Origin of the sequence: Methylobacterium sp. Leaf100 (assembly GCF_001422845.1) — a bacterium.
Lineage (GTDB): Bacteria > Pseudomonadota > Alphaproteobacteria > Rhizobiales > Beijerinckiaceae > Methylobacterium.
In genome coordinates this window covers 14786-38588 of the sequence record NZ_LMMW01000010.1, presented here as the reverse complement: position 1 = coordinate 38588, position 23803 = coordinate 14786, and the positions used below count along the sequence as shown (strand labels likewise).

The following is a 23803-nucleotide window of genomic DNA, read 5'->3' as shown; positions in this document are numbered from 1 at the left end:
AGGGCGTTCGAAGCCATAGGTTTCTCAGGCGTGCGACGGGGTCGCGTGGGGATCGTGCTTGTCGGGCGTGGTGTTGTCCGGGTTCTTGCCACGCTTCTTCGCGATCCAGATCAGCAGGTTGCGGATCACGACATAGAACACCGGGGTGAGGAACAGGCCGAACAGGGTCGCGCCGATCATGCCGAAGCACACGGCGGTTCCGAGCGCCTGGCGCATCTCGGCGCCCGGACCCGTGGCGATCACCAGGGGCACGGTGCCGAGGATGAAGGCGAAGGCCGTCATCAGAATCGGGCGTAGGCGCAGGCGGCAGGCCTCGACGGCGGCCGCCACCGGCCCCTTGTGCTCCGTCTCCTCGAGCTGATGGGCGAACTCGACGATCAGGATGGCGTTCTTGGCCGCCAAGCCGACGAGAACGATCAGCCCGATCTGCGTCAGGATGTTGTTGTCCTGGCCGCGGAACTGCACCGCCGCGAGGGCGGCGAGCACGCCTGTCGGCACCACCAGGATGATGGCGAGCGGCAACGCCCAGGATTCGTACTGGGCGGCCAGCACGAGGAACACGAGGAGCACGCCGAGGGCGAAGACATAGACGGCCGTGTTGCCCGTGGCCTTCTGCTGGAACGCGATCTCGGTCCAGTCGTAGGAATACCCCTCCGGCATGGTCTGGGCGATCTTCTCCATGGCCTCCAGAGCCTGTCCGGTGGAGATCCCCGGCTTGGCGTCGCCCTGGATCGGCACCGAGTAGAACAGGTTGAAGCGCTGGACGATCTGCGGTCCGCTGATCTCGCGGATGGAGGCCAGCGTTCCCATGGGCACCAGGGCGCCCGTGGACGAGCGGACCTTCAGCTGCTCGATGTCGCGCTTCTCCAGGCGGAACGCCGCGTCGGCCTGCATCCGGACCTGGTAGATACGGCCGAAGGCGTTGAAGTCGTTGACGTAGGCACCGCCGAGATTGGATTGCAGGGTCGCGAACACCGACGCCAGGGGTACGTTCAACATCCGCGCCATGGTGCGGTCGATGTCGATGAAGAGCTGCGGCGTGTCGTTGCCGAAGGTGGTGAAGACGCGCTGCACCTCCTTGCTCTGGTTGGCCTGGGCCAGAACCTCGTTGGCGGCCGCCAGCAGCGGGCCGATGGCCGAGCTCTGCCGGCTCTCGATCTGCATCTTGAACCCGCCGCCGTTGCCGAGGCCGCGTACGGGGGGGGGCGGGATGAACAGGACGCGGGCTTCCTGGATCCCGGCCGTGGCCTTGAATACGTCGCCGGTGATGACGGCGGCGGTGCGTCCCGTCGCGGCCCGCTCCTTGGCTCCCTTCAGGGTGAGGAACATCACCGCGCCGTTGGTTGTGTTGGTGAAGGTCGCGCCGTCGAAGCCCGAGATGATGACGGCGTTGGCGACGCCATCGACCTTGCGGGCGAGTTCGGCGGCATGCCGCACCACCGCCGTCGTCCGCTCGAGGGCGGAGCCGGCGGGAAGCTGGACCACGCCGATGAGGTAGCCCTGGTCCTGCTGCGGGATGAAGCCCGTCGGAACGGTGGTGACGAGGTGGAGCGTACCGGCAAGCACGCAGCCGTAGACGATCAGCATGCCGATGAGGCCGATCACCCGCCCGGTCAGGAACTGGATGATCCGGGCGTAGCCGTTCGACAGAGCGTCGAAGCCGCGGTTGAAGGTGTTGGCGCACCACGCGATGAAGCGCGCGAGGAAGAACTTCGGCGGCTTGTGCTCGTGGTGGGGCTTGAGGAGCAGCTTGCAGAGCGCGGGGGATAGGGTGAGCGAGTTGAACATCGAGATGATGGTCGACGCCGCGATGGTGAGGGCGAACTGCTTGTAGAACTGCCCCGAGATGCCTGGGATGAACGCGGTGGGGATGAACACCGCCGACAGCACGAGGGCAATGGCGACCACGGCGCCGCCGACCTCGTCCATGGTCTTGTGAGCGGCGTCGCCGGGCGAGAGCCCCTCGGCCATGTTGCGCTCGACGTTCTCCACCACAACGATGGCGTCGTCGACCACGATGCCGATGGCGAGCACGAGGCCGAACAGGGTGAGGTTGTTCACCGAGAAGCCGAAGGCCGCCATGGCCGCGAAGGTACCGATGAGCGACACGGGAATCGCGATCACCGGGATCAGCGCCGTGCGCCAGCTCTGGAGGAACACTAGCACCACGATGACCACGAGGAGGACGGCCTCGAACAGGGTCTTGTAGACCTCGTGGACGGATTCCTCGATGAACTCCGTCGGGTTGTAGGCGATCTTGTACTCGACGCCGGGGGGGAAGTTCTTGGCGATGACGTCCATGGTCTGGCGCACCTGGCTCGCCGCCTCGAGGGCGTTGGTCCCGGGCCGCTGGAACACGCCGACGCCCACCGCCGGAGTCGCGTTGAGGAAGGACTGGGTGGTGTAGTCCTTCTGGCCCATTTCCGTGCGGCCGATGTCCTTGATACGCACGAGGCGGCCGTCGGCGGCCTTGACGATGACCTCCGTGAACTCCTCAGGGGTCTGGAACCGTCCCTGGGACTGGACCACGAGCTGGAACGCGTTCGACGCCGGAGCTGGGGGCGCGCCGAGGGCGCCGGAGGCGACCTGCACGTTCTGCTCCTGCAGCGAGGTCAGCACGTCGGTGGTCGAGAGGCCGTAGGCGGCGAGCTTGTTGGGGTCGAGCCAGATGCGCAGGGCGTACTCGCTGCCGCCGAAGACCGTGATGTCGCCGACGCCGTCGAGGCGCAGCAGCTCGTCGCGTATCCGCAGGTAGATGTAGTTCGAGAGGTAGTTCTGGTCGTAGGTGTTGTCGGGCGAGAGCACGTGCACGACGAGCATCAGGTCGGGCGAGGCCTTGCGGACGGTGACGCCGAGGTTGCGTACGTCCGGCGGCAGGCGCGGCTGGGCCACCGAGAGGCGGTTCTGCACCAGCACGTTGGCGATATCGAGGTTGGTGCCGACCTTGAAGGTGACGGTGAGCTGCATGTTGCCGTCGTTGGTCGACAGCGACGTCATGTAGAGCATGTTGTCGACGCCGTTCACCTCCTGCTCGATGGGGGTGGCGATGGTGGCGGCGACCGTCTCGGCATTGGCGCCCGGATAGGAGGCGCGCACCACCACGGTGGGCGGTACGATCTCAGGGTACTGCGAGACCGGCAGGGAGGCGTACGAGACGTAGCCGATGATCAGGAACAGGATCGACGTCACGGACGCGAAGATCGGCCGGTCGACGAAGAAGTGGGCAAAACGCATGGGGTGAACCTCTCGCCGCTCCAGGGTGGTTCACCCCGGACGGGACCGTCTTGTCGTCAGCGGACGGGCGCACGGATCACGGACGATCCGGGTGCACGCTCTCCTCAGGTCTTACCGGCGATGGGCCGGACGTTCGTCTCGCGAGGCACCTTGCCCCCACCCGGCGCGCCGCGAAACGGGCGTGTCGTGCGACGACCCGGGGGCCGCGGCACGACACGTGATCTTGCCGGTGCCCGTCGATCCTGCGCAAGCGGACCGGTCGACGGACACGGGAACGGGGAATCGCTGTCCGTCAGCTCTTGCGGGGCGGCAGCGTCGACGATTCGGCCGTGACCTTGGCGCCGGGGCGCACGCGGGACAGGCCGTTGACCACGACGTTCTCGTCGCCCTTCAGCCCGTCGCGGATCACCCGGTAGCCGTCGACCTTCGGACCGAGTTTGACTTCGCGCGAGGCGACCGAGCCGTCGTCCGCCACGAGGTAGACCACACGCTTGTCCTGGTTGGCCGAGACCGCGTCGTCCGGCAACAGAATGCCCTGGTACGGCTTTGTCGCGGGCAGCGACACGATACCGAACAGGCCCGGCTTGATGAAACCGTCGGGGTTCTCGACGGTGGCGCGCAGGAGCACGGTTCCGGTGGCGTTATCGACGCGGTTGTCGACGAAGTCGAGGACGCCCTTGCGGGTCGGCTTCTCTTCGCCCGTGAGCGCAATGAGGATCGGAACGCCTTTGCCCCGCTGGGTCTGACCCATGCCGATCCCGAGGGATCCCTGGTACTTCAGGAACGAGCGCTCATCGACTGTGAAGCCGAAGAAGATCGGGTCGAGGGACACGATGGTGGTCAGCAGGGTCTGGTCGGTGATGACGATGTTGCCCTCGGTGACGAGGCGCCTGCTGATGCGGCCCGAGATCGGGGCCTTCACCTCGGTGAAGTCGTAGTTGAGCTGGGCCTGGCGCAGCTGCGCGTCGGCGCTGTCGACATCGGCCTGCGCGGTCTGCGAAGCTTGGCGGCGCTGGTCCGTGACCTGCTCGGAGATGTTGCCCGAGCGGCTCAAGGTCTGGGCGCGATCGAGGTCGGTCTGCGAGAAGTTCAGCCGCGCCTTGGCGGAGACCAGGGCGGCCTGGGCCTGGTCGAGGGCGGCCTTGTAGGGGCGCCGGTCGATGACGAAGAGCAGGTCGCCCTTCTTCACGTTGGCGCCGTCCTGGAAGTTGAGCTTCTCCAGGTAGCCCGTGACCCGGGCACGGACATCGACGATCTCCACGGGATCGAACCGGCCCGTGTACATGTCGGTCTCGACGATCTCGCGAACCACGGGCTTGGCCGTGGTCACCTTCGGCGGTGGACCGCCCGGCGCCTGGGCCAGGACCGGAAGGCCCGCCCCAACTGGAAGCCCAGCCAGGGCGAGACCGAGGGCCGGAAGAAAACGGAAGAGCGGACGCCTGCGCATATCGATAATCCCTATGCCCTTCGAGCTAGAGGTACGGTGCCGCCCATGGAGTGCGCTGCCGCACATGGTCGCTCGTCCGCCTGAAACCGAACGCGGTGTTCGCGAATACGGCCTGATCCGGTGGTCGAGCCGCGAGGCTATCGCGTGATCGGCTCSCCGGCGCCGTACCAATCCTTGAAGCCGCCGATGTAATGGGCGTCGATGGCGAGCCCCGCCCGCTGTGCGGCCGCCAGGGCGTGCACGGAGCGGACGCCGGCAGCGCAGGAGAACACCGGACGCCTGCCATCCTCCGACACCAGGGTGGCGATGGCGTCCGGATCGAAGGTCGAGAGCGGGTGCGTGACCGAGCCCGGGATGTGACCGCTGGCATATTCATGCGGCTCGCGCACGTCGATGAGCAGGATCGTCCCGTCGGCGAGCCCCGTCTTGACCGTATCCCGGTCGAGATCGACCACGTTCATTGATCCATCCTCGTTCGTCCGCTGTTGTTTTAAGCGCGTGGGGAGGTGGCCGCAACGCGCTCGGCCAGAACCGCGTCGACGCCGGCGAAATGCCCTGTCCAGTCGGGCGGTGCGTAGCCGTCGAGGCGCGACTTCAGGTCCGCCCGCAGGGGGGAGGCGGGAGCGCTCAGCGCCTCGATGGCTTCGCGCCAGCCCGGACCGTCGAGGGGGTCGAGGAGGTGGGCGAAGCCGCTTCCGATCTCGCGATGCACCGCAAGATCCGAGGCGACGACGGGCAGGCCGCAGGCTGCGGCTTCCACCACCGGCAGGCCGTACCCCTCTGCGAAGGAGGGCATCAGGAGTGCGGTGGCCTCCTGAAGCAGGCGGGCGAGGCCGTGGCTCGATAGACCGCCGACCTCGATCACGTGCGCCCGCATGGCCGGGCAGCGCTCCAGCATGTCGATGATGTTCTCCGCCTCCCAGCCCCGGCGTCCGACGAGGACGAGGCGCGGCGTCGCCGGGCCGTGGCGCTGGGCGAGGTCGCGCCAGAGGTTGAGCAGGCCGAGATGGTTCTTGCGCGGCTCGATGGTGCCGCAGGCCACGAAGGTCGGACGGTCGGGCACCAAGTTCGGGGCGCCTGAGGCCGGCTGGAACACCGGTTCGACGCCGAGCCAGGCCACGGTCGTCGGGCGTTGGGGAAGGCCCCGGGCCGCGAGATACCCCGAGAGATGCGCCGCGACGTCGGCCGAGTTCACGAGGATATGGGCCGCATGGGCCGCGATGGTCCCCATTCGGGTGGCGTGGCGCTCGGCTTCGCCGGGTCGGCCGTATTCCGGATAGGCGATGGGGATGAGGTCGTGGACGAAGAAGACCGGGCGGATGTCGCGGCGGTCGTAGAGCCAGTCGAACCGCTCCGGCCTGTCAAGGCGCAGGTGCGAGGTGTGGAGATAGACCGTCCCCTTCGGCAGCCGGTCTGGGCCGCGTGCGCGCAGCACCGTCCAGGCCGTGCGGGCCTGGAGGCGTCGGCGTGCGGCGGTGTCCGGGCGCAGCGGCGGGCTCGATGTCTCGCGCACGGGTGAGCCGAGGGCTCCGGCAAGGCGGCGATAGACCGGATCGTCCTCCGCCGCGCGATCTTCGACCCAGCCCGCCGCCACAGCCTCGACGATCGCGGCGGCCTCGGCCCGTTCCAGCACCTTCGGGCCGAGGGCCGTCGAGACGAGGCCGAAGCGCGCACCGGTCTGCCCCAGGACATGGCGGGCGTAGGCGAGGTCGACCCGGTCGATTCCGCTCGGCGAGGCGTGACGAAGCCGGGTGATGAGGCGGGTGAGGTCGAAGGCGATCGAGGAGACGGGCATGATCCTCCGGTTGCGTTCAGGCGCGGCGCCGTACCGAGGCGCTTGTCTCGGCATCGACTTTTCCGAAAGCCGGCAACCACCTTTCGGGCCGATGCCCTATATGCGTGCCACAGCCCCGCGCCGATCCCTTAGTTAAAGGGATCGATCAACGCCACCCGCAACGCCGTCTGGCCAACCCGAGCAACGCCCCCGTGTCTCCCGGTTACCTGCCCTTCGCGGGCGCCCTCGATCTGCCCGCCTACACCTGCGACAATTGCGGGTTCTGGCAGCGCCACTTCACCGCTCCGGCCGGCTGCCCCATGTGCCTCGACGCGCGCCACGTGGTGCCGCAGAACGGATGGCAGTTCTGGACGGAGGCGGAGGCGCAGGCGCTCTTCCCCTGCCACTGGGAGGAGCTGGAGCCGGGTGTCTGGCGGTTCTGGAACGACCCGGTCTCGGGAATCGGGCCGAGCGCGTATCTGATTCAGACGCCACACGGCAACATGGGCTTCGAGGCCTGCCCGGTCTTCAGCGAAGCGGCGCTCAAGCACATCGCGAACCTCGGCGGCATGCAGGTGCTGTCGTCGTCCCACCCGCACGCCTACGGCGCTCTGGTGCAGCTGCAGGATCGGTTCGACCCGGAATTGTGCCTGCCGGCCGCCGACTTCGTGTGGAGCGCAGCGCTTCAGGTGTCGTGGCCCTACGACGATTTTCTCGAGCCCCTGCCGGGACTCGAACTCCACCGCACCGCCGGACATTTCGACGGCCACGCCGTGCTGTTCGACCGATCGCGAAAAATACTGTTCTGCGGCGACGCCCTGAAGTTCGAGCTCGACCCGAAGGATTTCCGCCGGGCCGTCACGATCTCGGCTCACAAGGCGTTCGTGCGCGGGGTGCCGCTCACCACGAATGAGTTGCGGCGCTACCGCGACGTGTTCGCCCAGCTCGACTTCACCCAGACCTGGACGCCGTTCGAGCCGGCCGCCAATTGCGGCCGGGCCGAGGTTCTGGCGCTCCTCGACGGCATGCTGGCGACCCGCCCGCATGCCGCCCCGGTCGCCCTCGATTCGCTCCGCGGTTGAGGATCAGGTACGCCCCTTGGCGGTCTGACCGAACATCACCTTCTTGGCGTCCTCGCTCATGGTCTTGCCGAAATCCGGGTTGACCTCCGGTGCACGGGCATAGGCCGCCTTTGTGGCCGGGCGCTCCGCGATGGTCGTGAACCATCGCGCGAGGTTCGGGAAATCCGAAAGGGTCTGGCCCTGCTTTTCGTAGGGCACGATCCACGGATAGGCGGCCATGTCGGCGATGGAATAATCCGCACCGGCCACGAACGCGCGGTCGGCGAGGCGCCGGTTGAGGACGCCGTAGAGCCGATTGGTCTCGTTGACGTAGCGGGTGATGGCGTACGGGACCTTTTCTGGGGCGTACTGGGTGAAGTGATGGTTCTGGCCGAGCATGGGCCCGAGGCCGCCCATCTGCCAGAATAGCCATTGCAGCACCTCGGCGCGGCCACCCAGATCTTGCGCGATGAAGCGACCGGTCTTCTCGGCGAGGTACAGCAGGATCGCGCCGGATTCGAAAAGCGACACCGGTTCGCCACCGCCCTCGGGGGCGTGATCGACGATGGCCGGCATGCGATTGTTGGGGGAGATGGCAAGGAAGTCGGGCTTGAACTGCTCGCCGGTGCCGATGTTCACGGGCTTGATCGTGTAAGGCAGACCGGTCTCTTCGAGGAACAGCGTCACCTTGTGGGCGTTCGGCGTTGGCCAGTAATACAGGTCGATCATGGAGCATCCTTGATTCGTGCGCCAAGGCGATGGGCGCAACGCACGGGTACGCGCGCCAACCGTCGAACGGTTCACGCAGGCCCCATTGATCCCAGGACATGCCGGCGATCAATGGGTTTGCGGTTCGCCGAGGTTCGGCTTCGATGCCCAACCGATTTGGCCGGGATCTCTTGCGGGTACAGATCGGCGCGCGTCAGCGTCATGGGAAGATCGAGGGTGATGACGGCTCCCACCGGCGGTCCTGGCAATCTCGATCTGCCCCTGTACGCTCGTTGCGACGAGGCTGAAGACAATGGGTAGGCCGAGGCCGCCCTGGTCGCGCCCCGTCGTAAAGAACAGATCGAACACCGTCCGGAGGTTCTCAGACGGGATACCGGCGCCGTTGTCGGAGCGGGATGATCGACGATGGTCAACAGAATGGTCCCCGAGACCGGCAAACGAACGATCGGGTTGAACATCGTCTGTCGCCCAACGCGACCGTCCGGCACCGTCGCCCTCGACAGCCCGTCTGCGTTGGCCGAGCAGAGCCCCCCGAAAGCGCTGGTCGTTCGCATGACGGACTGCGCTGTCACACGCGATCAGGACCGGCCGCAGCCGGATGCATCGCCGTCCGGCCAAGGGGAATTGAGCTGGCGTGTCCGCTCGCGGCCCGGCCGCTCGCCGCACGGGGTGCAGCTTCGCGCTTCGGCCTCACGCACGAGGCGCTCGGCCATGGCCCGCACCGCGTCCTCGCTGTCGGCGACATGACCGAAGGTGACTTGTCGAATTCAAAGACGTGGTCGGGGCCATAGCGGAAGCCCTTGGGCCTGAGACCGAGCAAGTGACTGAGCGGTGACGATCAGGAGGCCAAAGCCGTAACCTACGTTAGCTCTTGATACCAACCAGACCTGAGAAATAGTTTAATCACATGATAAAATCAACATAGATGCCTTGCTTAAGGTTGGAATTGGTCGTGATGCAACACTGAATTATTTTCAAATATATGAGGGTGGCTTCCTCGGCCCTATGCCCGAGGGGCAACGACGGAAACGGCCAGGCGTCGCAGGACGGGGCCGGCCGCAAAGCGGCGATGCAACGGACGGGCTTTCCGGCGGATGTCCCCTATGTCGGGGTCATGAGACGAACCCTCACAAACGCCGTCCGGGCGATCGCGCTTCTCGTCGTCACCAGCGCAACCGCGGCCGGGGCGCCACCCTTCATCCTTGTCGGCCTCGACGGTAAGACCTTCTTCGATCCCGCAGGCGGCCGCAACGGCCCGAATGGCCACGATTCCGTCGGCATCCTCGATGTCAGCGACGAGGCAAGACCTCGCCTCGTTCATACCCTGCCCCTCGACAATTCCGTCTACGGACCGCCGACCAACCTCGGAATCACCCCGAACGGTCGGCTCGGCCTCGTCGCGAGTTCCGTCCTGATGCGGCAGGAGGGGACCGCCTGGTACGCGCAGCCCGACGACCGGCTCCATGTCATCGATCTCGCTGCCGTGCCGCCCCGTCTTGTCGAGACGGTCAAGGTCGGTCGTCAGCCATCCGGGATCGCCATCGACAGGTCCGGCGGCCTGGCATTGGTCGCCAACCGCGAGGGTCGCAGCGTCACCGTCCTGACCATTGCCGGGACCACGGTGCGCACGGTCGCCACCATCGATGTCGGCGACGAAGCGGCGGCGGTGGCCTTCGCGCCGGACGGGCGCCGGGCCTTCGTCGCGAAGAACAAGGCCGCCAAGCTCGGTGTCCTGTCCATCGACGGAACGCAGGTGCGCTCCGAAACCGGACTCGATCTGCCCGTCGGCCCCGGCGTCTACGGTCTCGCCGTCACGCCGGACGGGGCCGTCGCCCTCACGGGCAACAACGGGCTCGAGCCGAGCGACGGCCATGCCGACACCGTGAGCGTGATCCGTGCCGATGGGACTCGTCCCGTCGTGATCGATCATCTCGGCATCGGCGACACGCCCGAAGCCCTGGCCATCGCCCCCGACGGACGCCACGCCGCCGTCTCGGTCGTGCGCGGGGCGAGCGCACCGCACGGCAGTCCGGGCTACACGCCGAACGGGGCCGTGGCGCTGCTTTCCATCGCGCCCGACGGCCAGGTCCGGCGCGTCGCCGAAGCCCCAGCCGGGGCTGTGACGCAGGGCATCGTCTTCAGTCCGTCCGGTGATTACGTCTACGTCGGCAACTACGTCGACCGGACGCTCGGCGTCTACCGAGTCGTGGGGGATACCCTCACGGACACCGGCCACCGGGTGACCCTTCCGGGACAACCGGCCTCCCTCGGCGGGCGATAGGCGGCCCTCCAGCTACTCTCGGGCGACGCCCGTCGGCGGCGGGTCCGCCTCAATCGCCCATCGGGAAGTGCTCGATGAAGCGCACGCCCTGCCAGAGCTCGATGGCGTGGCCATCGACGAGCGCTTTCGCACGTGCGCAGGCCTCCTCGTCGTTCCGCGAGTCGAGGCGGACCGACCCGACGAGCGAGCCATCCTTCCCGAGAACCAGAGCGCGGTAAGCGGGCTCGATCTCCGGGTTCGTCTTGCCGCGGCTTCCCGAGCTATTCTTCGCCATAGGGATGTAGAGCTCCGGCATGGAAGAAGGCAGCCGTCACCGCGGCGCAACCCGACCGCTCGCGCGAGGTCGGCGTCCTTTCTCGGCGTGTGGATCGACGGCGTAATTAACTTGGATCAATTGGCTGTAAAAAGGTGTCTCGTGCACCCGGATCGGACTCCGGGCGGCCGGTGCCCGTTGGGTTCGGCCCTTCGCGCTGCGGACGGCTCTCGGCGCGTAATCCTCAGGGGGCTTCCCCTCGAACGAGCACGACACACAGTCTGGCGATCCTGATGGGATCCTTATGAAATCGCCCGCGCTTCCATCTCGAACCCTCATGCGGAACGCGTCCACAAGGGTCAACGAGCACGGCCAGTCCCAACACCGGCTCGCCGAACCGCAACGGACGCACCATGCCGGACATTACGTTCATCGCCCTCGGGCTCGCTTTCTTCGGCCTGGCCGCCGGCTACGCCGCGCTCTGCGAACGCCACTGAGCTCCGCGCCATGACCCTCGACCTGACACTCGGCGCCCTCACGGCCCTAGGGCTGTTCGGATATCTCACCTACGCCCTCGTCCGCCCCGAGCGGTTCTGACGGAAACCCTCCCCATGACCCTCAATGGCTGGATTCAGATCGCGTTGTTCTGCGCGGTCGTGGTGGCGCTTGCCCGCCCCCTCGGTGGCTACATGACCCGCGTCTTCGCGGGGAAGCACACCCTCCTGTCGCCCGCGCTCGGCCCCATCGAGCGCGGCCTCTACCGCGCCGCCGGCATCGATGCGCGGCAGGAACAGCACTGGCTGGCCTATGGGCTATCGATGCTGACCTTCCACGTCCTCGGCTTCCTCGCCCTCTATGCGCTCCTGCGCATCCAGGCCGCGCTGCCGCTGAATCCGGACGGCCAGACGGCGGTCGCGCCGGACCTCGCCTTCAACACCGCCGCGAGCTTCGTCACAAACACGAACTGGCAATCCTATGGCGGCGAGACGACGTTGTCGTACCTCACGCAGATGCTGGGCCTGACCCACCAGAACTTCCTCTCGGCGGCCACCGGCATCGCCCTGGCGGTGGGGCTGGTGCGCGGGTTCAGCCGGGCTTCGAGCCGCACGATCGGCTCGTTCTGGGTCGATCTCACACGCACCACCCTCTACGTGCTGCTGCCGCTCTGCATCGTCTACACGCTGTTCCTGGTGTCACAGGGGATTCCCCAGACCCTCGGGGCGGCCGTGGAGGCGACGACCCTGGAGGGCGCCAAGCAGACCCTCGCGGTCGGCCCCGTGGCGAGCCAAGTCGCCATCAAGATGCTCGGCACCAACGGCGGCGGGTTCTTCAACGCCAACGCCGCGCATCCGTTCGAGAACCCGACGGCCCTCGCGAACTTCGTCCAGATGGTCTCGATCTTCGCCCTCGGCGCGGCGATGACCAACGTGTTCGGCCGGATGGTCGGCGACGAGCGCCAGGGCTGGGCCATCCTCGCCGCCATGGCCGTTCTGTTCCTCGCCGGTACCGCCATCGTCTACGGAGCCGAGAGCGCGGGCAGCCCCGTCCTCAACGGACTCGGGCTGACCGGCGGCAACATGGAAGGCAAGGAGGTCCGGTTCGGGATCCTGGCCTCTGCGTTGTTCGCCACCATCACCACGGCGGCGTCCTGCGGCGCGGTCAACGCCATGCACGACAGCTTCACGGCGCTGGGCGGCATGGTTCCGCTCATCAACATGCAGCTCGGCGAGATCATCGTCGGCGGCGTCGGGGCGGGCCTCTACGGCATCCTGGTCTTCGTCATCGTGACGATCTTCGTCGCCGGCCTGATGGTCGGACGCACCCCCGAATACCTCGGCAAGAAGATCGAGGGCCGCGAGGTCAAGATGGCGATGCTCGCGATCCTGTGCCTGCCACTGATGATGCTCGGCTTCACGGCCCTGGCGACGGTGGTCGCGGCCGGCCTCGCCGGACCCGCCAATGCCGGCCCGCACGGCTTCTCGGAAATCCTCTACGCCTTCACCTCGGCGGCGGCGAACAACGGGTCGGCCTTCGGGGGCCTGACGGCGAACACGGCCTTCTACAACACCACGCTGGGCCTCGGAATGCTGTTCGGCCGCTTCTTCGTCATTGTCCCGGCGCTCGCCATCGCGGGCTCGCTCGCGGCGAAGAAGACCGTGCCGGCCTCGGCCGGGACTTTCCCGACGGACAGCGGCCTGTTCGTCGGTCTCCTCGTCGGCGTGATCCTCATCGTCGGCGGCCTGACGTTCTTTCCGGCACTGGCGTTGGGGCCCATCGTCGAGCACCTCGCCGGCGGCCTGGGCCAGACCTTCCCGGCGGGCGGCTGAGATGCGTCACATCACGCTGCCCCGCCGCACGCCGACCCGGCGCGCCCTCGCCAAGCACCGGCCCCGCCCGCGGACGTGGAGTCGGGTCGACCGGCACCGATCCGCCCTTCGCATCTCGGACGTCGTCCTCGTCCTCCTGGGGCTGGCCCTGCTCGGCGCCCTCTGCCTCGGGGCAGCGGTGACTCTGCTCGGGCGAGCGCTCGCGCCCTGACCGTCCCGATCCGCGCGGCGCTCCGGCGCTTCGGCCTCCTCAGAATCCCCCGCTCCGGATAGACGCCATGACTCGCCCAAACGCCTCAAGCCTGTTTCAGGCCGCCCTCGTCGGGCCGGCCCTCGTCGGCGCCCTGACCAAGCTCGACCCCCGGACGATGGTCCGGAACCCGGTCATGTTCGTGGTCGAGGTGGTCGCCGTCCTGACCACGATCCTGTTCGTCCGGGACGTCGTCACGGGCGGCGCCAACCTCGCCTTCTCGGCCCAGATCGTCCTGTGGCTCTGGTTCACCCTTCTGTTCGCCAACTTCGCCGAGGCCATCGCCGAGGGACGCGGCAAGGCCCAGGCCGACAGTCTCCGGCGTTCCCGCACCGAGACCATGGCGAAGCGCCTCACCGGACCCGGACGGGATCACGAGATGGTGCCGGGGAACAGCCTTACTGTCGGCGACGTGGTGCTGGTCGAGGCGGGCGACATCATCCCTTCCGACGGAGAGGTCATCCTCGGCGTGGCCTCCGTGAACGAGGCCGCCATCACCGGCGAATCCGCCCCCGTCATCCGCGAATCCGGCGGCGACCGCTCGGCCGTCACCGGCGGCACCCAGGTGCTGTCCGACGAGATCCGGGTGCGAATCACGGCCGCCGCCGGCTCGACCTTCGTCGATCGGATGATCGCCCTCGTGGAGGGCGCGGCGCGGCAGAAGACCCCGAACGAGATCGCGCTCAACATCCTGCTCGCGGGGCTCACCCTCGTCTTCGTCTTCGCCGTCGCCTCGATCCCGAGCTTTGCCACCTATGCGGGCGGCACGATTCCCGTCATCGTCCTCGTTGCCCTGTTCGTGACCCTGATCCCGACCACCATCGGGGCGCTCCTCTCCGCCATCGGCATCGCCGGCATGGACAGGCTGGTGCGCTTCAATGTCCTCGCCATGTCGGGCCGCGCCGTGGAAGCCGCCGGCGACGTCGATACGCTCCTCCTCGACAAGACCGGCACCATCACGCTCGGCAACCGGCAGGCGACGGAGTTCCGCCCCGTGCGCGGCGTGTCGGAGCGGAATCTGGCCGACGCCGCCCAGTTGGCATCCTTGGCCGACGAGACCCCCGAGGGCCGGTCCATCGTGGTCCTGGCCAAGGACCGCTACGGCATCCGGGCCCGCGACATGGCGAGCCTGAGCGCGACCTTCGTGCCGTTCACGGCGCAGACCCGAATGAGCGGCGTCGACCTCGACGGATCCTCCATCCGCAAGGGTGCCGTGGAATCGATCATCGGGTCGGTGAGCCGGCAGCCCAGGGCGACCCACGGCTCGAGCGTCGCCCTGGATTACGGCACGGGCGCGGCCCCGGAGGCGATCCGAGAGATCCAAGCCATCGCCGAGGACGTCGCCAAGGCCGGCGGCACGCCCCTCGCCGTCTCCCGCGACGGCCGACTGCTCGGCGTGATCTATCTCAAGGACATCGTGAAGGGTGGCATCCGCGAGCGTTTCGCCGAGCTGCGCCGGATGGGCATCCGCACGGTGATGATCACCGGCGACAATCCCATGACCGCGGCCGCCATCGCCGCCGAGGCCGGTGTCGACGACTTCCTCGCCCAGGCGACCCCGGAGGACAAGCTCGCGCTGATCCGCCGGGAGCAGGCTCAAGGCAAGCTCGTCGCCATGTGCGGCGACGGCACCAACGACGCCCCGGCCCTGGCCCAGGCCGATGTGGGCGTCGCCATGAACACCGGCACCGTGGCGGCCCGCGAGGCCGGCAACATGGTCGACCTCGACAGCGATCCGACCAAGCTCATCGAGATCGTCGGGATCGGCAAGCAGCTTCTCATGACGCGGGGCGCCCTGACCACGTTCTCCATTGCCAACGATGTCGCCAAATACTTCGCCATCATCCCGGCGATGTTCCTCGGGCTCTATCCTCAGCTCCAAGGCCTCAACGTCATGGGGCTCGCCTCTCCCGAAAGCGCGATCCTATCGGCCATCGTCTTCAACGCCCTGATCATCATCGCGCTGATCCCCCTGGCCCTGCGCGGCGTGTCCTACCGGGCGGTCGGGGCGGGCGCTCTCCTCGGCCGGAACCTCGCCGTCTATGGGGTCGGCGGCATCCTTGTGCCGTTCGTGGGCATCAAGGCCATCGATCTGACGATCACCGCCCTGCACCTCGTCTGAGCCGCGCCTCCCTGCTACCGTCGAGAACTCCGTCATGTTGAATCAGCTTCGCCCCGCCCTCGTGCTCCTCATCGCCCTCGGGGTGATCACCGGGCTCGCCTATCCCCTGGCGATGACCGGCCTCGCGGGCGCCCTCTTCCCGGCGCAGGCCGCCGGGAGCCTGATCGAGCGCGACGGACGGATCGTCGGCTCCCACCTGATCGGGCAAGCCTTCACCACCGAGCGCTACTTCCAGGGCCGTCCGTCTGCGACCAGCGCCGCCGACCCGGCCGATGCGGGCAAGACCGTCCCGTCGCCCTACAATGCGGCGAATTCCTCGGGCTCGAACCTCGGCCCGACCAGCGCCGCCCTGGCTGAGCGCGTGCGCGCCGACCTTGCGGCGCGCCGGGCCGAGAACCCAGGAAGGAGCGTGCCCGTCGACCTCGTCACTGCGAGCGGTTCCGGCCTCGATCCGGACCTTTCCCCGGACGCTGCCCTGTTCCAGGTGCCGCGCGTCGCGCGGGCGCGCCGCCTGCCCGAGGACCGGGTTCGGGATCTCGTGCAGGCCCGCGTCCAGGGGCGCCTGCTCGGAATCTTGGGCGAGCCGCGGGTGAACGTGCTCGCCCTCAACCTCGCCCTCGACGACCTGCGGCCGGAGTGACCAGAGCCGGATGAGCCGCCCCCCGAAGAAGGTCCCCCCGCGCGACCCCGACCGGCCCTCGCCCGACGCACTGCTGGAAGCCGCGCGCCGGGAGGAGGGCCGCCGCGGCCGCCTCAAGATCTTCCTCGGGGCGGCGCCCGGCGTCGGCAAGACCTACGAGATGCTCACCGTCGGTCGCGCCCGGCTCAGCGCCGGTACCGACGTCGTCGTCGGCCTGGTCGAGACACATGGACGGGCCGAGACCGAAGCCCTCGTGGCGGGCTTCGAGGTGGTGGCGCGCCGGGCGGTCCCGTATCACCGCACGGTCCTGGAGGAGCTGGATCTCGACGCACTCCTCGCGCGCCGGCCGGGCCTCGCCCTCGTGGACGAGCTCGCCCACACCAACGCGCCGGGTTCGCGCCACCCGAAGCGCTACCAGGACGTGGAGGAACTCCTCGATGCCGGGATCGATGTCTACACCACCCTCAACATCCAGCACGTCGAAAGCCTGAACGACGTCGTCGCTCAGATCACCCGCATCCGCGTCCGAGAGACGGTGCCCGACGGCATTCTCGACCGCGCCAACGACATCGAGGTCATCGATCTCAATCCGGACGACCTCATTCAGCGCCTGAAGGACGGCAAGGTCTACGTGAAGGCCAACGCCGAGCGCGCCCTGCGTCACTACTTCTCCCGCGGCAACCTCACGGCCCTGCGCGAGCTGGCGCTGCGCCGCACCGCCGACCGGGTCGACGACGAGCTTCTCAACCACATGCGGGCCAACGCCATCGCGGGTCCGTGGGGGGCGGGCGAACGGGTGCTCGTCTGCGTCAGCGAGGATCCGCGCTCCGCCGGCCTCGTGCGCCACGCCAGGCGCCTGGCCGACCGGCTGCACGCCCCCTGGACCGCCCTCACGGTGGAAGGTCCGCGGAGCCTTGCCCTCGACGAAGCAGCGCGCGACCGCATCGCCGACACCCTGCGGCTGGCCGACCGCCTCGGGGGCGAGACCGTGACCCTACCGGGCGGACGCCGGATCGCCGACAGCATCCTCGCCCATGCGCGCTCCGCCAACGTCAATCACATCATCCTCGGCAAGTCCGACCGCTCGCCACTGTTCGAACTCCTCAACGGCTCGGTGGTGCACGACCTCGTCCGACGCTCCGGGACCATCAGCATCCACGTCATCGCGGGCGAAGCGGCCGCGCCGGTTCCGGTCACGACCGTCGCAACTGAACCGACGAAGCGCCCGTTCGAGTTCGTGCCCTACGGAGTCGGGCTCCTCGCGACCGCCGCGTCCCTCGCCCTCGCGCTCGTGGTCGAGCCGTATCTCGGCGTGGAGAACGCCGACCTGATCCTGCTCACCGCCATCGTCGCCGTCGCCGTACGCTTCGGACTCGGGCCCTCCCTCGCCGCCGTCGTCGCCGCCTCGCTGTCGTACAACTTCTTCTTCCTGCCGCCGGTCTACACCCTCACCATCGCGGACCCGACCAACATCGCCGCGTTCCTGCTGTTCACTGCAGTCGCCGTGGTGGTCTCGAACCTCGCCTCCCGTTCGCGGCGGGACGCCCTGGTCTCGCAGGGGCGGGCCCGCGCCACGGAGCGCCTCTACGGCTTCAGCCGCACGCTCGCGGGCTGCGGCACCCTCGACGACGTGCTGTGGGCGACGTCGGCCCAGGTGGCGGCGATGCTGAAGGTCCGGGTCGTCATCCTGCTGCCCCAGGACGGGGCGGTCACGGTCCGGGCCGGCTTTCCGCCCGAGGATACCCTCGATGCGGCCGATCTCGGCGCCGCGACCTGGGCCTTCGACAACGAACGCCCGGCGGGCCGGGGCGCGGATACTTTGCCGGGCGCGCGACGGCTGTTCCTGCCCATGCGCACCGGCCGCGGCGGCATCGGGGTGATCGGGCTCGACGCCGACGGCGGCGGGCCGATCCTTTCGCCCGAGGGACGGCGACTGTTCGATGCCCTCGCCGACATGGCGGCCCTCGCCATCGAGCGCGTCCGGCTTGTGGAGAGCCTCGACCGGGCCGAGCGCGCCGCGGAGACCGACCGGCTGCGCCAAGCCCTGCTGACCTCCATCTCGCACGATCTGCGCACGCCGCTCGCCTCGGTGCTCGGAGCGGCCACGACCCTGCGCGACCTCGACGATGCGCTCCCGCGCGACGCCAAGGCGGATCTTCTCGAAACCATCATCGCCGAATCGGAGCGACTGAACCGCTTCATCGTCAACCTGCTCGACATGACCCGCCTGGAAGCCGGGGCGGTGGTTGCGAGCCTGACGCAGCAGGACCTCGGCGAACTCGTCGACACCGCCCTGCGCAGGCTCGGGCTGACCCTGGCCGGACACCGCGTGATGCTAGATGTGCCAGCCGCCCTGCCTGCCCTCCGGCTCGATCCCGTCCTGTTCGAGCAGGTGATGGTCAACCTCCTCGACAATGCCGCTAAATACGCACCGGAAGGGTCCGCGATCACGGTCGCGGGTTCGGTCGAAGGGGAACGGGTGCGCCTCCAAATCCTCGACGAAGGCGACGGCATGCCCGAGGCCGAGGTGGAACGGGTCTTCGACAAATTCTACAGGGTTCGGAAATCCGACAGTGTCCGGGCCGGAACGGGGCTCGGACTCGCCATCGCACGCGGCTTCGTCGAAGCGATGGGCGGGACGCTGACGGCCGCCAACCGGCGCGACCGGCTCGGCGCCGCCTTCACCATCCTGCTGCCCGTTCTACCGTCGGACCGCGCGAAGGACGACCACCCGGTATGAGCGTGAACATCCTGGTCATCGACGACGAACCGCCGATCCGGAAGCTCCTGCGCATGGGCTTGGCGACGCAAGGGTACGGCATCTGCGAAGCGCCGAACGCCCGTACCGCCCTCGACATCCTGGCCCGCGAGACGGTGGACCTGATCATCCTCGACCTCGGCCTGCCCGACATGCGGGGGCACGATCTGCTCCGGACCATTCGCAAGGATCACCGCGATCTGCCCGTCGTGGTTCTTTCGAGCCGCGACGACGAGGGTGGCAAGGTCGAAGCCCTCGATCTCGGCGCCGACGATTACGTGACGAAGCCCTTCGGCATGGGCGAGTTGCTCGCACGCATCCGTGCGGCCCTGCGCCACCAGCTCGCCGTCCAGGGCGAGCGGGCCGTGTTCGAAGTCGATGGTCTCAGCGTCGACCTCGTGCGCCGCATCGTCCGCGTGGGGGGCGCGGAGGTGAAGCTGACGCCGCGCGAGTACGATTTCCTGCGGGTCCTGGTTCAGCATGCCGGCAAGGCACTGACCCACGCCCAGCTCATGAACGCGGTCTCGACCTCATCCGACCCGCAATACCTGCGCGTCTACATCCGCCAGCTTCGCCAGAAGCTGGAGGCCGATCCCGAGCGGCCACGCATCCTTCTGACCGAGACCGGCGTCGGCTACCGCCTGCGGGCCCCCGATGATTCCGCCTGACGATTCCGATGCGCGTCCCCTCCCTGTCCGCATCGCCTCGGTCCGTGGCGGGTGGGTGTCGGCGGTGAAGTGCCGGTGCCGGTTCGCGCTATCGCAGACGCAGCGATCCCTGCCTCGACACGGTCGCCCGGCACATCGGTGCTCCTTCGGCGTAGGCTGAAGGAGGCGTGAGGACGACTGCGATGTCCAAGCGCGAAAGCGAGGATCGGGAGACGTTGCCCGAAAGGAAATTCGCTCTGCCGGGCGAGCGCAAGTATCAGATTGAGGACAGGTATCCGATCGAGGACAAGGCCCACGCGCGGAACGCCAAGGCTCGTGAGGCCCAGCAGGACGAGCGCGGCAACCTCTCGGCAGCCGACCATAGGCGGGTCTATGCCAGGGGCGATACGGTGCTCAGCCAAGGAGTAGCGCGGCGAGTGGCCGGATCTCGTCTGGCCTTCCGGTGGTCACGGCAGTCGCAACAATGGGGGCGCCTCAAACCATCGTGTCGCGCGAACTCGCCATACCCGATGGCGCGGTCGTGACGGTTGGATCGATTTAGGGCGGCCCTCAACAGCAACATCGTTCCGAAAGAGGGCCCAACGCCAGCCCGCCGTGCGTCGCTTCGTCGATGGGGTGCTCGCGTCGGTGAGACGCGTCGTCGGTGGCGGGGCGACGAGCTTCGGTACCCTGAAGCCCCCTCATCCGCAGGATCGACCGCCGTCGATGCAATCGCGCCGCTATTTCTCGAAGCGCGCCTGCAGGTTGTGGCCATGCAGCTTTGCCGACAGGGTGACCTTCGCGCCGGCCGCCAGGGGGGCCGTCAGGGGGCCTATAAGTTTGTTCGGCGCGGCTCCCTTCAGCGTCACGGTCTCGGTCTTGCCGCTCCGCAGCACGAAAGCCTTGGCCGTCAGGCCCGCCGTGTCCACGGGCCTGCCGTCTTCGTCCGAGATGAAGAAGGTCAGATCCGTGTCGGAACTGACGAACTCGATGGGGTGGCCGTCCACGACGGTGGTGGGTCCCCCGTTCGGACCGGCGGCCCGTGCGGGAAGAGAGACGGCCAGGAGCGCGGCAAAGGTCGTGGCGATGAGGGGGCGCATGAAATTCTCGCTGTCTCGTGGAGGTGGCGGATTCAGAAGGCCTCGGCCGGCGTACCCCGGGGGGCGACCGTGGAACTCCGTGCGGCATGGGCTTCGGCACGCAGGCGTTGCAGCGGCTTACGGCCGAAGGTCAGGAACAGGATCGGGGTCAAGATCGTGTCGAGCAGGGTAGCGCTGATCAGGCCGCCGAAGATCGTGACGGCGACCGGATGCAGGATTTCCTTGCCCGGCGCATCCGCACCGATGAGGAGCGGCGCCAGCGCGACCCCAGCGGAGAGCGCGGTCATGAGCACCGGCGTGAGCCGCTCGAGGCTGCCGCGGATGACGAGGTCCGGCCCGAAGGGCAGTCCCTCCTGGATCGCCAGGTTGAGCCAGTGGCTGATCTTCAGGATGCCGTTGCGCGTCGCGATACCCGTGAGGGTGATGAACCCGATCATCGAGGCGACCGACAGGGGCTGCCCGGCGATCCAGAGGGCGGCCACCGAACCGATCAGGGCGAGCGGAATGCTGCCCAGGATGATCAGCGTAAGGACGACGGAGCGATAGCGGCTGAACAGGAGCGTGAAGACCAGCGCCAGCGAGAGCAGCGAGAGCAGGCCGATGGTGCGGCTCGCCTCCGCCTGGGCCTGGAACGAGCCTTCGAGATGCGTGACGTAGCCGTCGGGCAAGTTGGCGGCACCGATCTGCTCCCGGATGCCGGCAACGACCTTGCCCATGTCGGCGCCGGCCGCCGTGTTGGCCTGCACGACGATGCGGCGGCGCGCATTCTCGCGCAGGATCTGGTTCGGTCCGTCCGTTTCGCGGATATCGGCGATCTGCCGCGCCGGGACCCAGCCGGATGGCGTCTCGATGAGGAGATCGCCGAGGCGCTGGGTGGTGCGCTGCGTGTCGGACAGGCGCATCACCACGTCGAAGCGGCGATAGCCGTCGACGACCCGCGAGACGACCTGGCCGTTCGACAGGCGGCTCAGCTGCTCCACCAGGGCCGCGGGCTGCACCCCGTAGAGGGCGGCCCGGGCGTAGTCGACGCGGATTTCCAGCTGCGGGATCAGCACCTGCTTCTCGACCTGCAGGTCGGCAATGCCGGGGATACCGGACATGCGCCGGCGCAGGTCTTCGGCGACCGTGCGAAGGGTGTCGAGGTCCTCTCCGAACACCTTGAGGGCGATCTCCGCCCGTACCCCCGAGAGCATGTGGTCGAGGCGATGCGAGATCGGTTGACCGACATTGACGTTGACCGGCAGGACCGCGAGCCGGTTGCGGATATCGGCGACGAGCTCCGACTTCGAACGGGCACCGGGCTTCAGGTCGATCTCGAGATCAGACGAATGGACGCCCTCGGCATGTTCGTCGAGCTCGGCCCGGCCGGTGCGCCGGCCAACGGAGAGCACGTCCGGAATGCCCAGGAGCATGCGTTCGGCCTGGAGCCCGACCCGGTTGCTCTCGGTGAGCGAGATGCCCGGGTTGAAGGTCATGTTGACGGTGAACGAGCCTTCGTTGAACGGAGGCAGGAAGGCCCGGGGCAGGAACGTCGCGGCGATTCCGGACAACGCCACGGCGAGGGCCGCGAGGACCATGATCGGGCGGCCGTTGCCCAAGGCCGGGCGGAGCAAAGCGGCGACGCCGCGCTTGAGACCCCGGATCAGGCCGCTCTCGTGTTCGTCGAGGCGCTTCAGCCCCGGGAGCAGGTAATAGGCCATCACGGGCGTCAGGGTGATGGAGACGACGAGGCTCGCGAGAATCGAGATGATGTAGGCTTGGCCCAGCGGCGCGAACAGACGCCCCTCGATGCCCGACAGGGCGAACAGGGGCACGAACACCAGCACGATGACCATCGTCGCGTAGACGATGCCCGAGCGCACCTCCTGCGAGGCCGAGACCACCACGTCGAACACCGAGCGCGGGTTGCCCTCGGCCCGGTTCTCCCGAAGGCGCCGGAAGATGTTCTCGACATCGACCACGGCGTCGTCGACGAGTTCGCCGATGGCGATGGCGAGTCCGCCCAGCGTCATCGTGTTGATGGACAGCCCGGCGAAGTGAAAGATCACCGCGGTGGCGAGAATCGAGACCGGGATCGCCGTGAGAGAGATCGCCGTGGTCCGGACGTTGAGCAGGAAGGCGAACAGCACCAGAGCCACCACGACGATGGCCTCCATCAGAACCGTCTCGACGTTGTGGATCGAGGTCTCGATGAAGTTCGCCTGCCGGAAGATGAGCCGGTCGGCCCGTACGCCCTTGGGCAGGGAGGCGGTGATGTCCTTCAATGCGCTCTCCACGGAAGCCGTCAGCTGCACGGTGTCGACACCGGGCTGCTTCTCGACGGAGACCACGACGGCGGGGGCACCCATGTAGCCGGCGTCCCCGCGCTTCACCTTGGCGGCGAACGACACGTCGGCGACCTGGCGGAGGAAGACCGGCTTCTTCTCGACCGTCGCCACGACCATGTTGCGCAGGTCGTCGAGGTTCATCGTCCGGCTGAGGTTGCGGATGAGATATTCGCGGGCGTACTGGTCGGTGAAGCCACCGCCTGTGTTGATTCCGAACTGAGCGAGCGCCGTCTCGAGCTGGCCGTGGGTGACTCCGAGCGCTCGCAGGGCCGTTGGCTGGGGTGCGACCCGGAACTGACGTACCTCGCCGCCCATCGGGATGACTTGGGCGACACCCGGAATGGACAGGATGCGCGGCCGGATCGTGAAGTCGGCGATCTCGCGCAGCTGCATGGCCGACACGGTGTCGCCCGTCACCGCCACCATCACGATCTGCCCCATGATGGACGAGATCGGACCCATCATCGGATTGACCGTGGGCGGCAGCTGGGTCCGCGCCATCGCGAGGCGTTCCGAGACCTGCTGGCGATTGCGATAGATGTCCGTGTTCCAGTCGAACTCGACGTAGATGACCGACAGGCCAACCCCGGAGACGGAGCGGACGCGGGCGACGCCCGGAAGCCCGTTCATCTGCGTCTCCAGCGGGAAGGTGACGAGTTGCTCGACTTCCTGCGGGGCGAGGCCTTCCGCCTCGGTCATGATGGTGACGGTCGGGCGGTTGAGGTCCGGGAAGACGTCGACGGGAAGCCGGATCGCGGTGAACGCGCCGTAGACGACCAGCACGGCGGCGACGGCCAGAACGACCAGGCGGTTTCGCAGGGATTGCGTGACGAGGAAGGTGAACATGGCGCCG

General features: G+C 67.9%; 19 protein-coding genes. 10 read left to right on the top strand and 9 right to left on the bottom strand.

Going from position 1 to position 23803, the window contains the following annotated elements:
* Positions 1-24: 24 nt before the first annotated feature.
* From ASF25_RS07640 to ASF25_RS07625, 4 genes are all read right to left on the bottom strand, one after another.
* Complete coding sequence (locus ASF25_RS07640) at positions 25-3234, bottom strand: multidrug efflux RND transporter permease subunit (protein WP_056174235.1); 3210 nt, start codon at positions 3232-3234, stop codon at positions 25-27.
* A 292-nt stretch (positions 3235-3526) separates the two neighbouring features.
* A complete protein-coding gene (locus tag ASF25_RS07635; protein ID WP_056174237.1) occupies positions 3527-4681 on the bottom strand; it encodes an efflux RND transporter periplasmic adaptor subunit in 1155 nt (384 codons plus the stop codon).
* Between the two features lie 137 nt (positions 4682-4818).
* Complete coding sequence (locus ASF25_RS07630) at positions 4819-5142, bottom strand: rhodanese-like domain-containing protein (protein WP_056304246.1); 324 nt, start codon at positions 5140-5142, stop codon at positions 4819-4821.
* A 29-nt stretch (positions 5143-5171) separates the two neighbouring features.
* Positions 5172-6476, bottom strand: a complete 1305-nt coding sequence (locus tag ASF25_RS07625) for a glycosyltransferase family 1 protein (RefSeq protein ID WP_056304245.1) — start codon at positions 6474-6476, stop codon at positions 5172-5174.
* Positions 6477-6667: 191 nt separating this feature from the next.
* On the opposite strand from ASF25_RS07625, the gene ASF25_RS07620 reads away from it, so the two are divergent.
* Positions 6668-7537 carry an MBL fold metallo-hydrolase gene (locus ASF25_RS07620; RefSeq protein WP_056304244.1) on the top strand — a complete coding sequence of 290 codons (870 nt, stop codon included), beginning with the start codon at positions 6668-6670 and terminating at the stop codon, positions 7535-7537.
* 3 nt (positions 7538-7540) lie between these two features.
* Here ASF25_RS07620 and ASF25_RS07615 read toward each other — a convergent pair whose 3' ends face one another.
* On the bottom strand, positions 7541-8245 hold the full coding sequence (locus ASF25_RS07615) for a glutathione S-transferase N-terminal domain-containing protein (RefSeq protein WP_056304243.1): 705 nt from the start codon (positions 8243-8245) through the stop codon (positions 7541-7543).
* Positions 8246-8353: 108 nt separating this feature from the next.
* Positions 8354-8911 carry an ATP-binding protein gene (locus tag ASF25_RS21855; protein ID WP_244472938.1) on the bottom strand — a complete coding sequence of 186 codons (558 nt, stop codon included), beginning with the start codon at positions 8909-8911 and terminating at the stop codon, positions 8354-8356.
* 448 nt (positions 8912-9359) lie between these two features.
* Between ASF25_RS21855 and ASF25_RS07610 the strand changes: the two genes are divergently transcribed.
* A complete protein-coding gene (locus tag ASF25_RS07610; RefSeq protein ID WP_056304270.1) occupies positions 9360-10526 on the top strand; it encodes a YncE family protein in 1167 nt (388 codons plus the stop codon).
* A gap of 49 nt (positions 10527-10575) precedes the next feature.
* On the opposite strand, the gene ASF25_RS07605 is transcribed toward ASF25_RS07610, so the two are convergent.
* Positions 10576-10821, bottom strand: a complete 246-nt coding sequence (locus ASF25_RS07605) for a hypothetical protein (protein ID WP_156368911.1) — start codon at positions 10819-10821, stop codon at positions 10576-10578.
* 465 nt (positions 10822-11286) lie between these two features.
* Between ASF25_RS07605 and ASF25_RS07600 the strand changes: the two genes are divergently transcribed.
* The 8 genes from ASF25_RS07600 to ASF25_RS23215 all read left to right on the top strand — a co-directional run bounded on the left by ASF25_RS07600 (position 11287) and on the right by ASF25_RS23215 (position 20068).
* Positions 11287-11376: a K(+)-transporting ATPase subunit F gene (locus ASF25_RS07600; RefSeq protein ID WP_056174250.1), complete on the top strand. Its 90-nt coding sequence runs from the start codon at positions 11287-11289 to the stop codon at positions 11374-11376.
* 14 nt (positions 11377-11390) lie between these two features.
* Positions 11391-13106, top strand: coding sequence for a potassium-transporting ATPase subunit KdpA (gene kdpA, locus ASF25_RS07595; RefSeq protein WP_056304242.1), 1716 nt, complete (start codon positions 11391-11393; stop codon positions 13104-13106).
* A 1-nt stretch (position 13107) separates the two neighbouring features.
* On the top strand, positions 13108-13317 hold the full coding sequence (locus ASF25_RS07590) for a hypothetical protein (protein WP_056262353.1): 210 nt from the start codon (positions 13108-13110) through the stop codon (positions 13315-13317).
* A 67-nt stretch (positions 13318-13384) separates the two neighbouring features.
* On the top strand, positions 13385-15478 hold the full coding sequence (gene kdpB, locus ASF25_RS07585) for a potassium-transporting ATPase subunit KdpB (protein WP_056304241.1): 2094 nt from the start codon (positions 13385-13387) through the stop codon (positions 15476-15478).
* Between the two features lie 34 nt (positions 15479-15512).
* Positions 15513-16118, top strand: a complete 606-nt coding sequence (locus ASF25_RS07580) for a K(+)-transporting ATPase subunit C (RefSeq protein WP_056262349.1) — start codon at positions 15513-15515, stop codon at positions 16116-16118.
* Between the two features lie 10 nt (positions 16119-16128).
* Positions 16129-18858, top strand: a complete 2730-nt coding sequence (locus ASF25_RS07575; protein ID WP_056304240.1) for a sensor histidine kinase KdpD — start codon at positions 16129-16131, stop codon at positions 18856-18858.
* Positions 18855-19544 carry a response regulator transcription factor gene (locus ASF25_RS07570; protein WP_056304239.1) on the top strand — a complete coding sequence of 230 codons (690 nt, stop codon included), beginning with the start codon at positions 18855-18857 and terminating at the stop codon, positions 19542-19544. Before ASF25_RS07575 ends, ASF25_RS07570 begins: the two co-directional genes overlap by 4 nt.
* Positions 19545-19726: 182 nt before the next feature.
* A complete protein-coding gene (locus tag ASF25_RS23215; protein WP_200927287.1) occupies positions 19727-20068 on the top strand; it encodes a hypothetical protein in 342 nt (113 codons plus the stop codon).
* Positions 20069-20263: 195 nt separating this feature from the next.
* Here ASF25_RS23215 and ASF25_RS07565 read toward each other — a convergent pair whose 3' ends face one another.
* Both ASF25_RS07565 and ASF25_RS07560 read right to left on the bottom strand, forming a co-directional pair.
* Positions 20264-20623: a hypothetical protein gene (locus ASF25_RS07565; protein WP_056174264.1), complete on the bottom strand. Its 360-nt coding sequence runs from the start codon at positions 20621-20623 to the stop codon at positions 20264-20266.
* Positions 20624-20655: 32 nt separating this feature from the next.
* Complete coding sequence (locus ASF25_RS07560; protein WP_056304238.1) at positions 20656-23796, bottom strand: efflux RND transporter permease subunit; 3141 nt, start codon at positions 23794-23796, stop codon at positions 20656-20658.
* Positions 23797-23803 lie beyond the last annotated feature (7 nt).

Excerpts from the sequence above, each read along its gene's own strand:
- ASF25_RS07580 (WP_056262349.1), top strand. The coding sequence starts at position 15,513 with ATGTTGAATCAGCTTCGCCCCGCCCTCGTGCTCCTCATCGCCCTCGGG.
- ASF25_RS07575 (WP_056304240.1), top strand. The coding sequence starts at position 16,129 with ATGAGCCGCCCCCCGAAGAAGGTCCCCCCGCGCGACCCCGACCGGCCC.
- ASF25_RS07600 (WP_056174250.1), top strand. The coding sequence starts at position 11,287 with ATGACCCTCGACCTGACACTCGGCGCCCTCACGGCCCTAGGGCTGTTC.
- ASF25_RS07590 (WP_056262353.1), top strand. The coding sequence starts at position 13,108 with ATGCGTCACATCACGCTGCCCCGCCGCACGCCGACCCGGCGCGCCCTC.
- ASF25_RS07560 (WP_056304238.1), bottom strand. The coding sequence starts at position 23,796 with ATGTTCACCTTCCTCGTCACGCAATCCCTGCGAAACCGCCTGGTCGTT.
- ASF25_RS07605 (WP_156368911.1), bottom strand. The coding sequence starts at position 10,821 with ATGCCGGAGCTCTACATCCCTATGGCGAAGAATAGCTCGGGAAGCCGC.
- ASF25_RS07610 (WP_056304270.1), top strand. The coding sequence starts at position 9,360 with ATGAGACGAACCCTCACAAACGCCGTCCGGGCGATCGCGCTTCTCGTC.
- kdpA (WP_056304242.1), top strand. The coding sequence starts at position 11,391 with ATGACCCTCAATGGCTGGATTCAGATCGCGTTGTTCTGCGCGGTCGTG.
- ASF25_RS07635 (WP_056174237.1), bottom strand. The coding sequence starts at position 4,681 with ATGCGCAGGCGTCCGCTCTTCCGTTTTCTTCCGGCCCTCGGTCTCGCC.
- ASF25_RS07640 (WP_056174235.1), bottom strand. The coding sequence starts at position 3,234 with ATGCGTTTTGCCCACTTCTTCGTCGACCGGCCGATCTTCGCGTCCGTG.
- ASF25_RS07565 (WP_056174264.1), bottom strand. The coding sequence starts at position 20,623 with ATGCGCCCCCTCATCGCCACGACCTTTGCCGCGCTCCTGGCCGTCTCT.
- kdpB (WP_056304241.1), top strand. The coding sequence starts at position 13,385 with ATGACTCGCCCAAACGCCTCAAGCCTGTTTCAGGCCGCCCTCGTCGGG.
- ASF25_RS07570 (WP_056304239.1), top strand. The coding sequence starts at position 18,855 with ATGAGCGTGAACATCCTGGTCATCGACGACGAACCGCCGATCCGGAAG.
- ASF25_RS07615 (WP_056304243.1), bottom strand. The coding sequence starts at position 8,245 with ATGATCGACCTGTATTACTGGCCAACGCCGAACGCCCACAAGGTGACG.
- ASF25_RS07625 (WP_056304245.1), bottom strand. The coding sequence starts at position 6,476 with ATGCCCGTCTCCTCGATCGCCTTCGACCTCACCCGCCTCATCACCCGG.
- ASF25_RS23215 (WP_200927287.1), top strand. The coding sequence starts at position 19,727 with ATGTCCAAGCGCGAAAGCGAGGATCGGGAGACGTTGCCCGAAAGGAAA.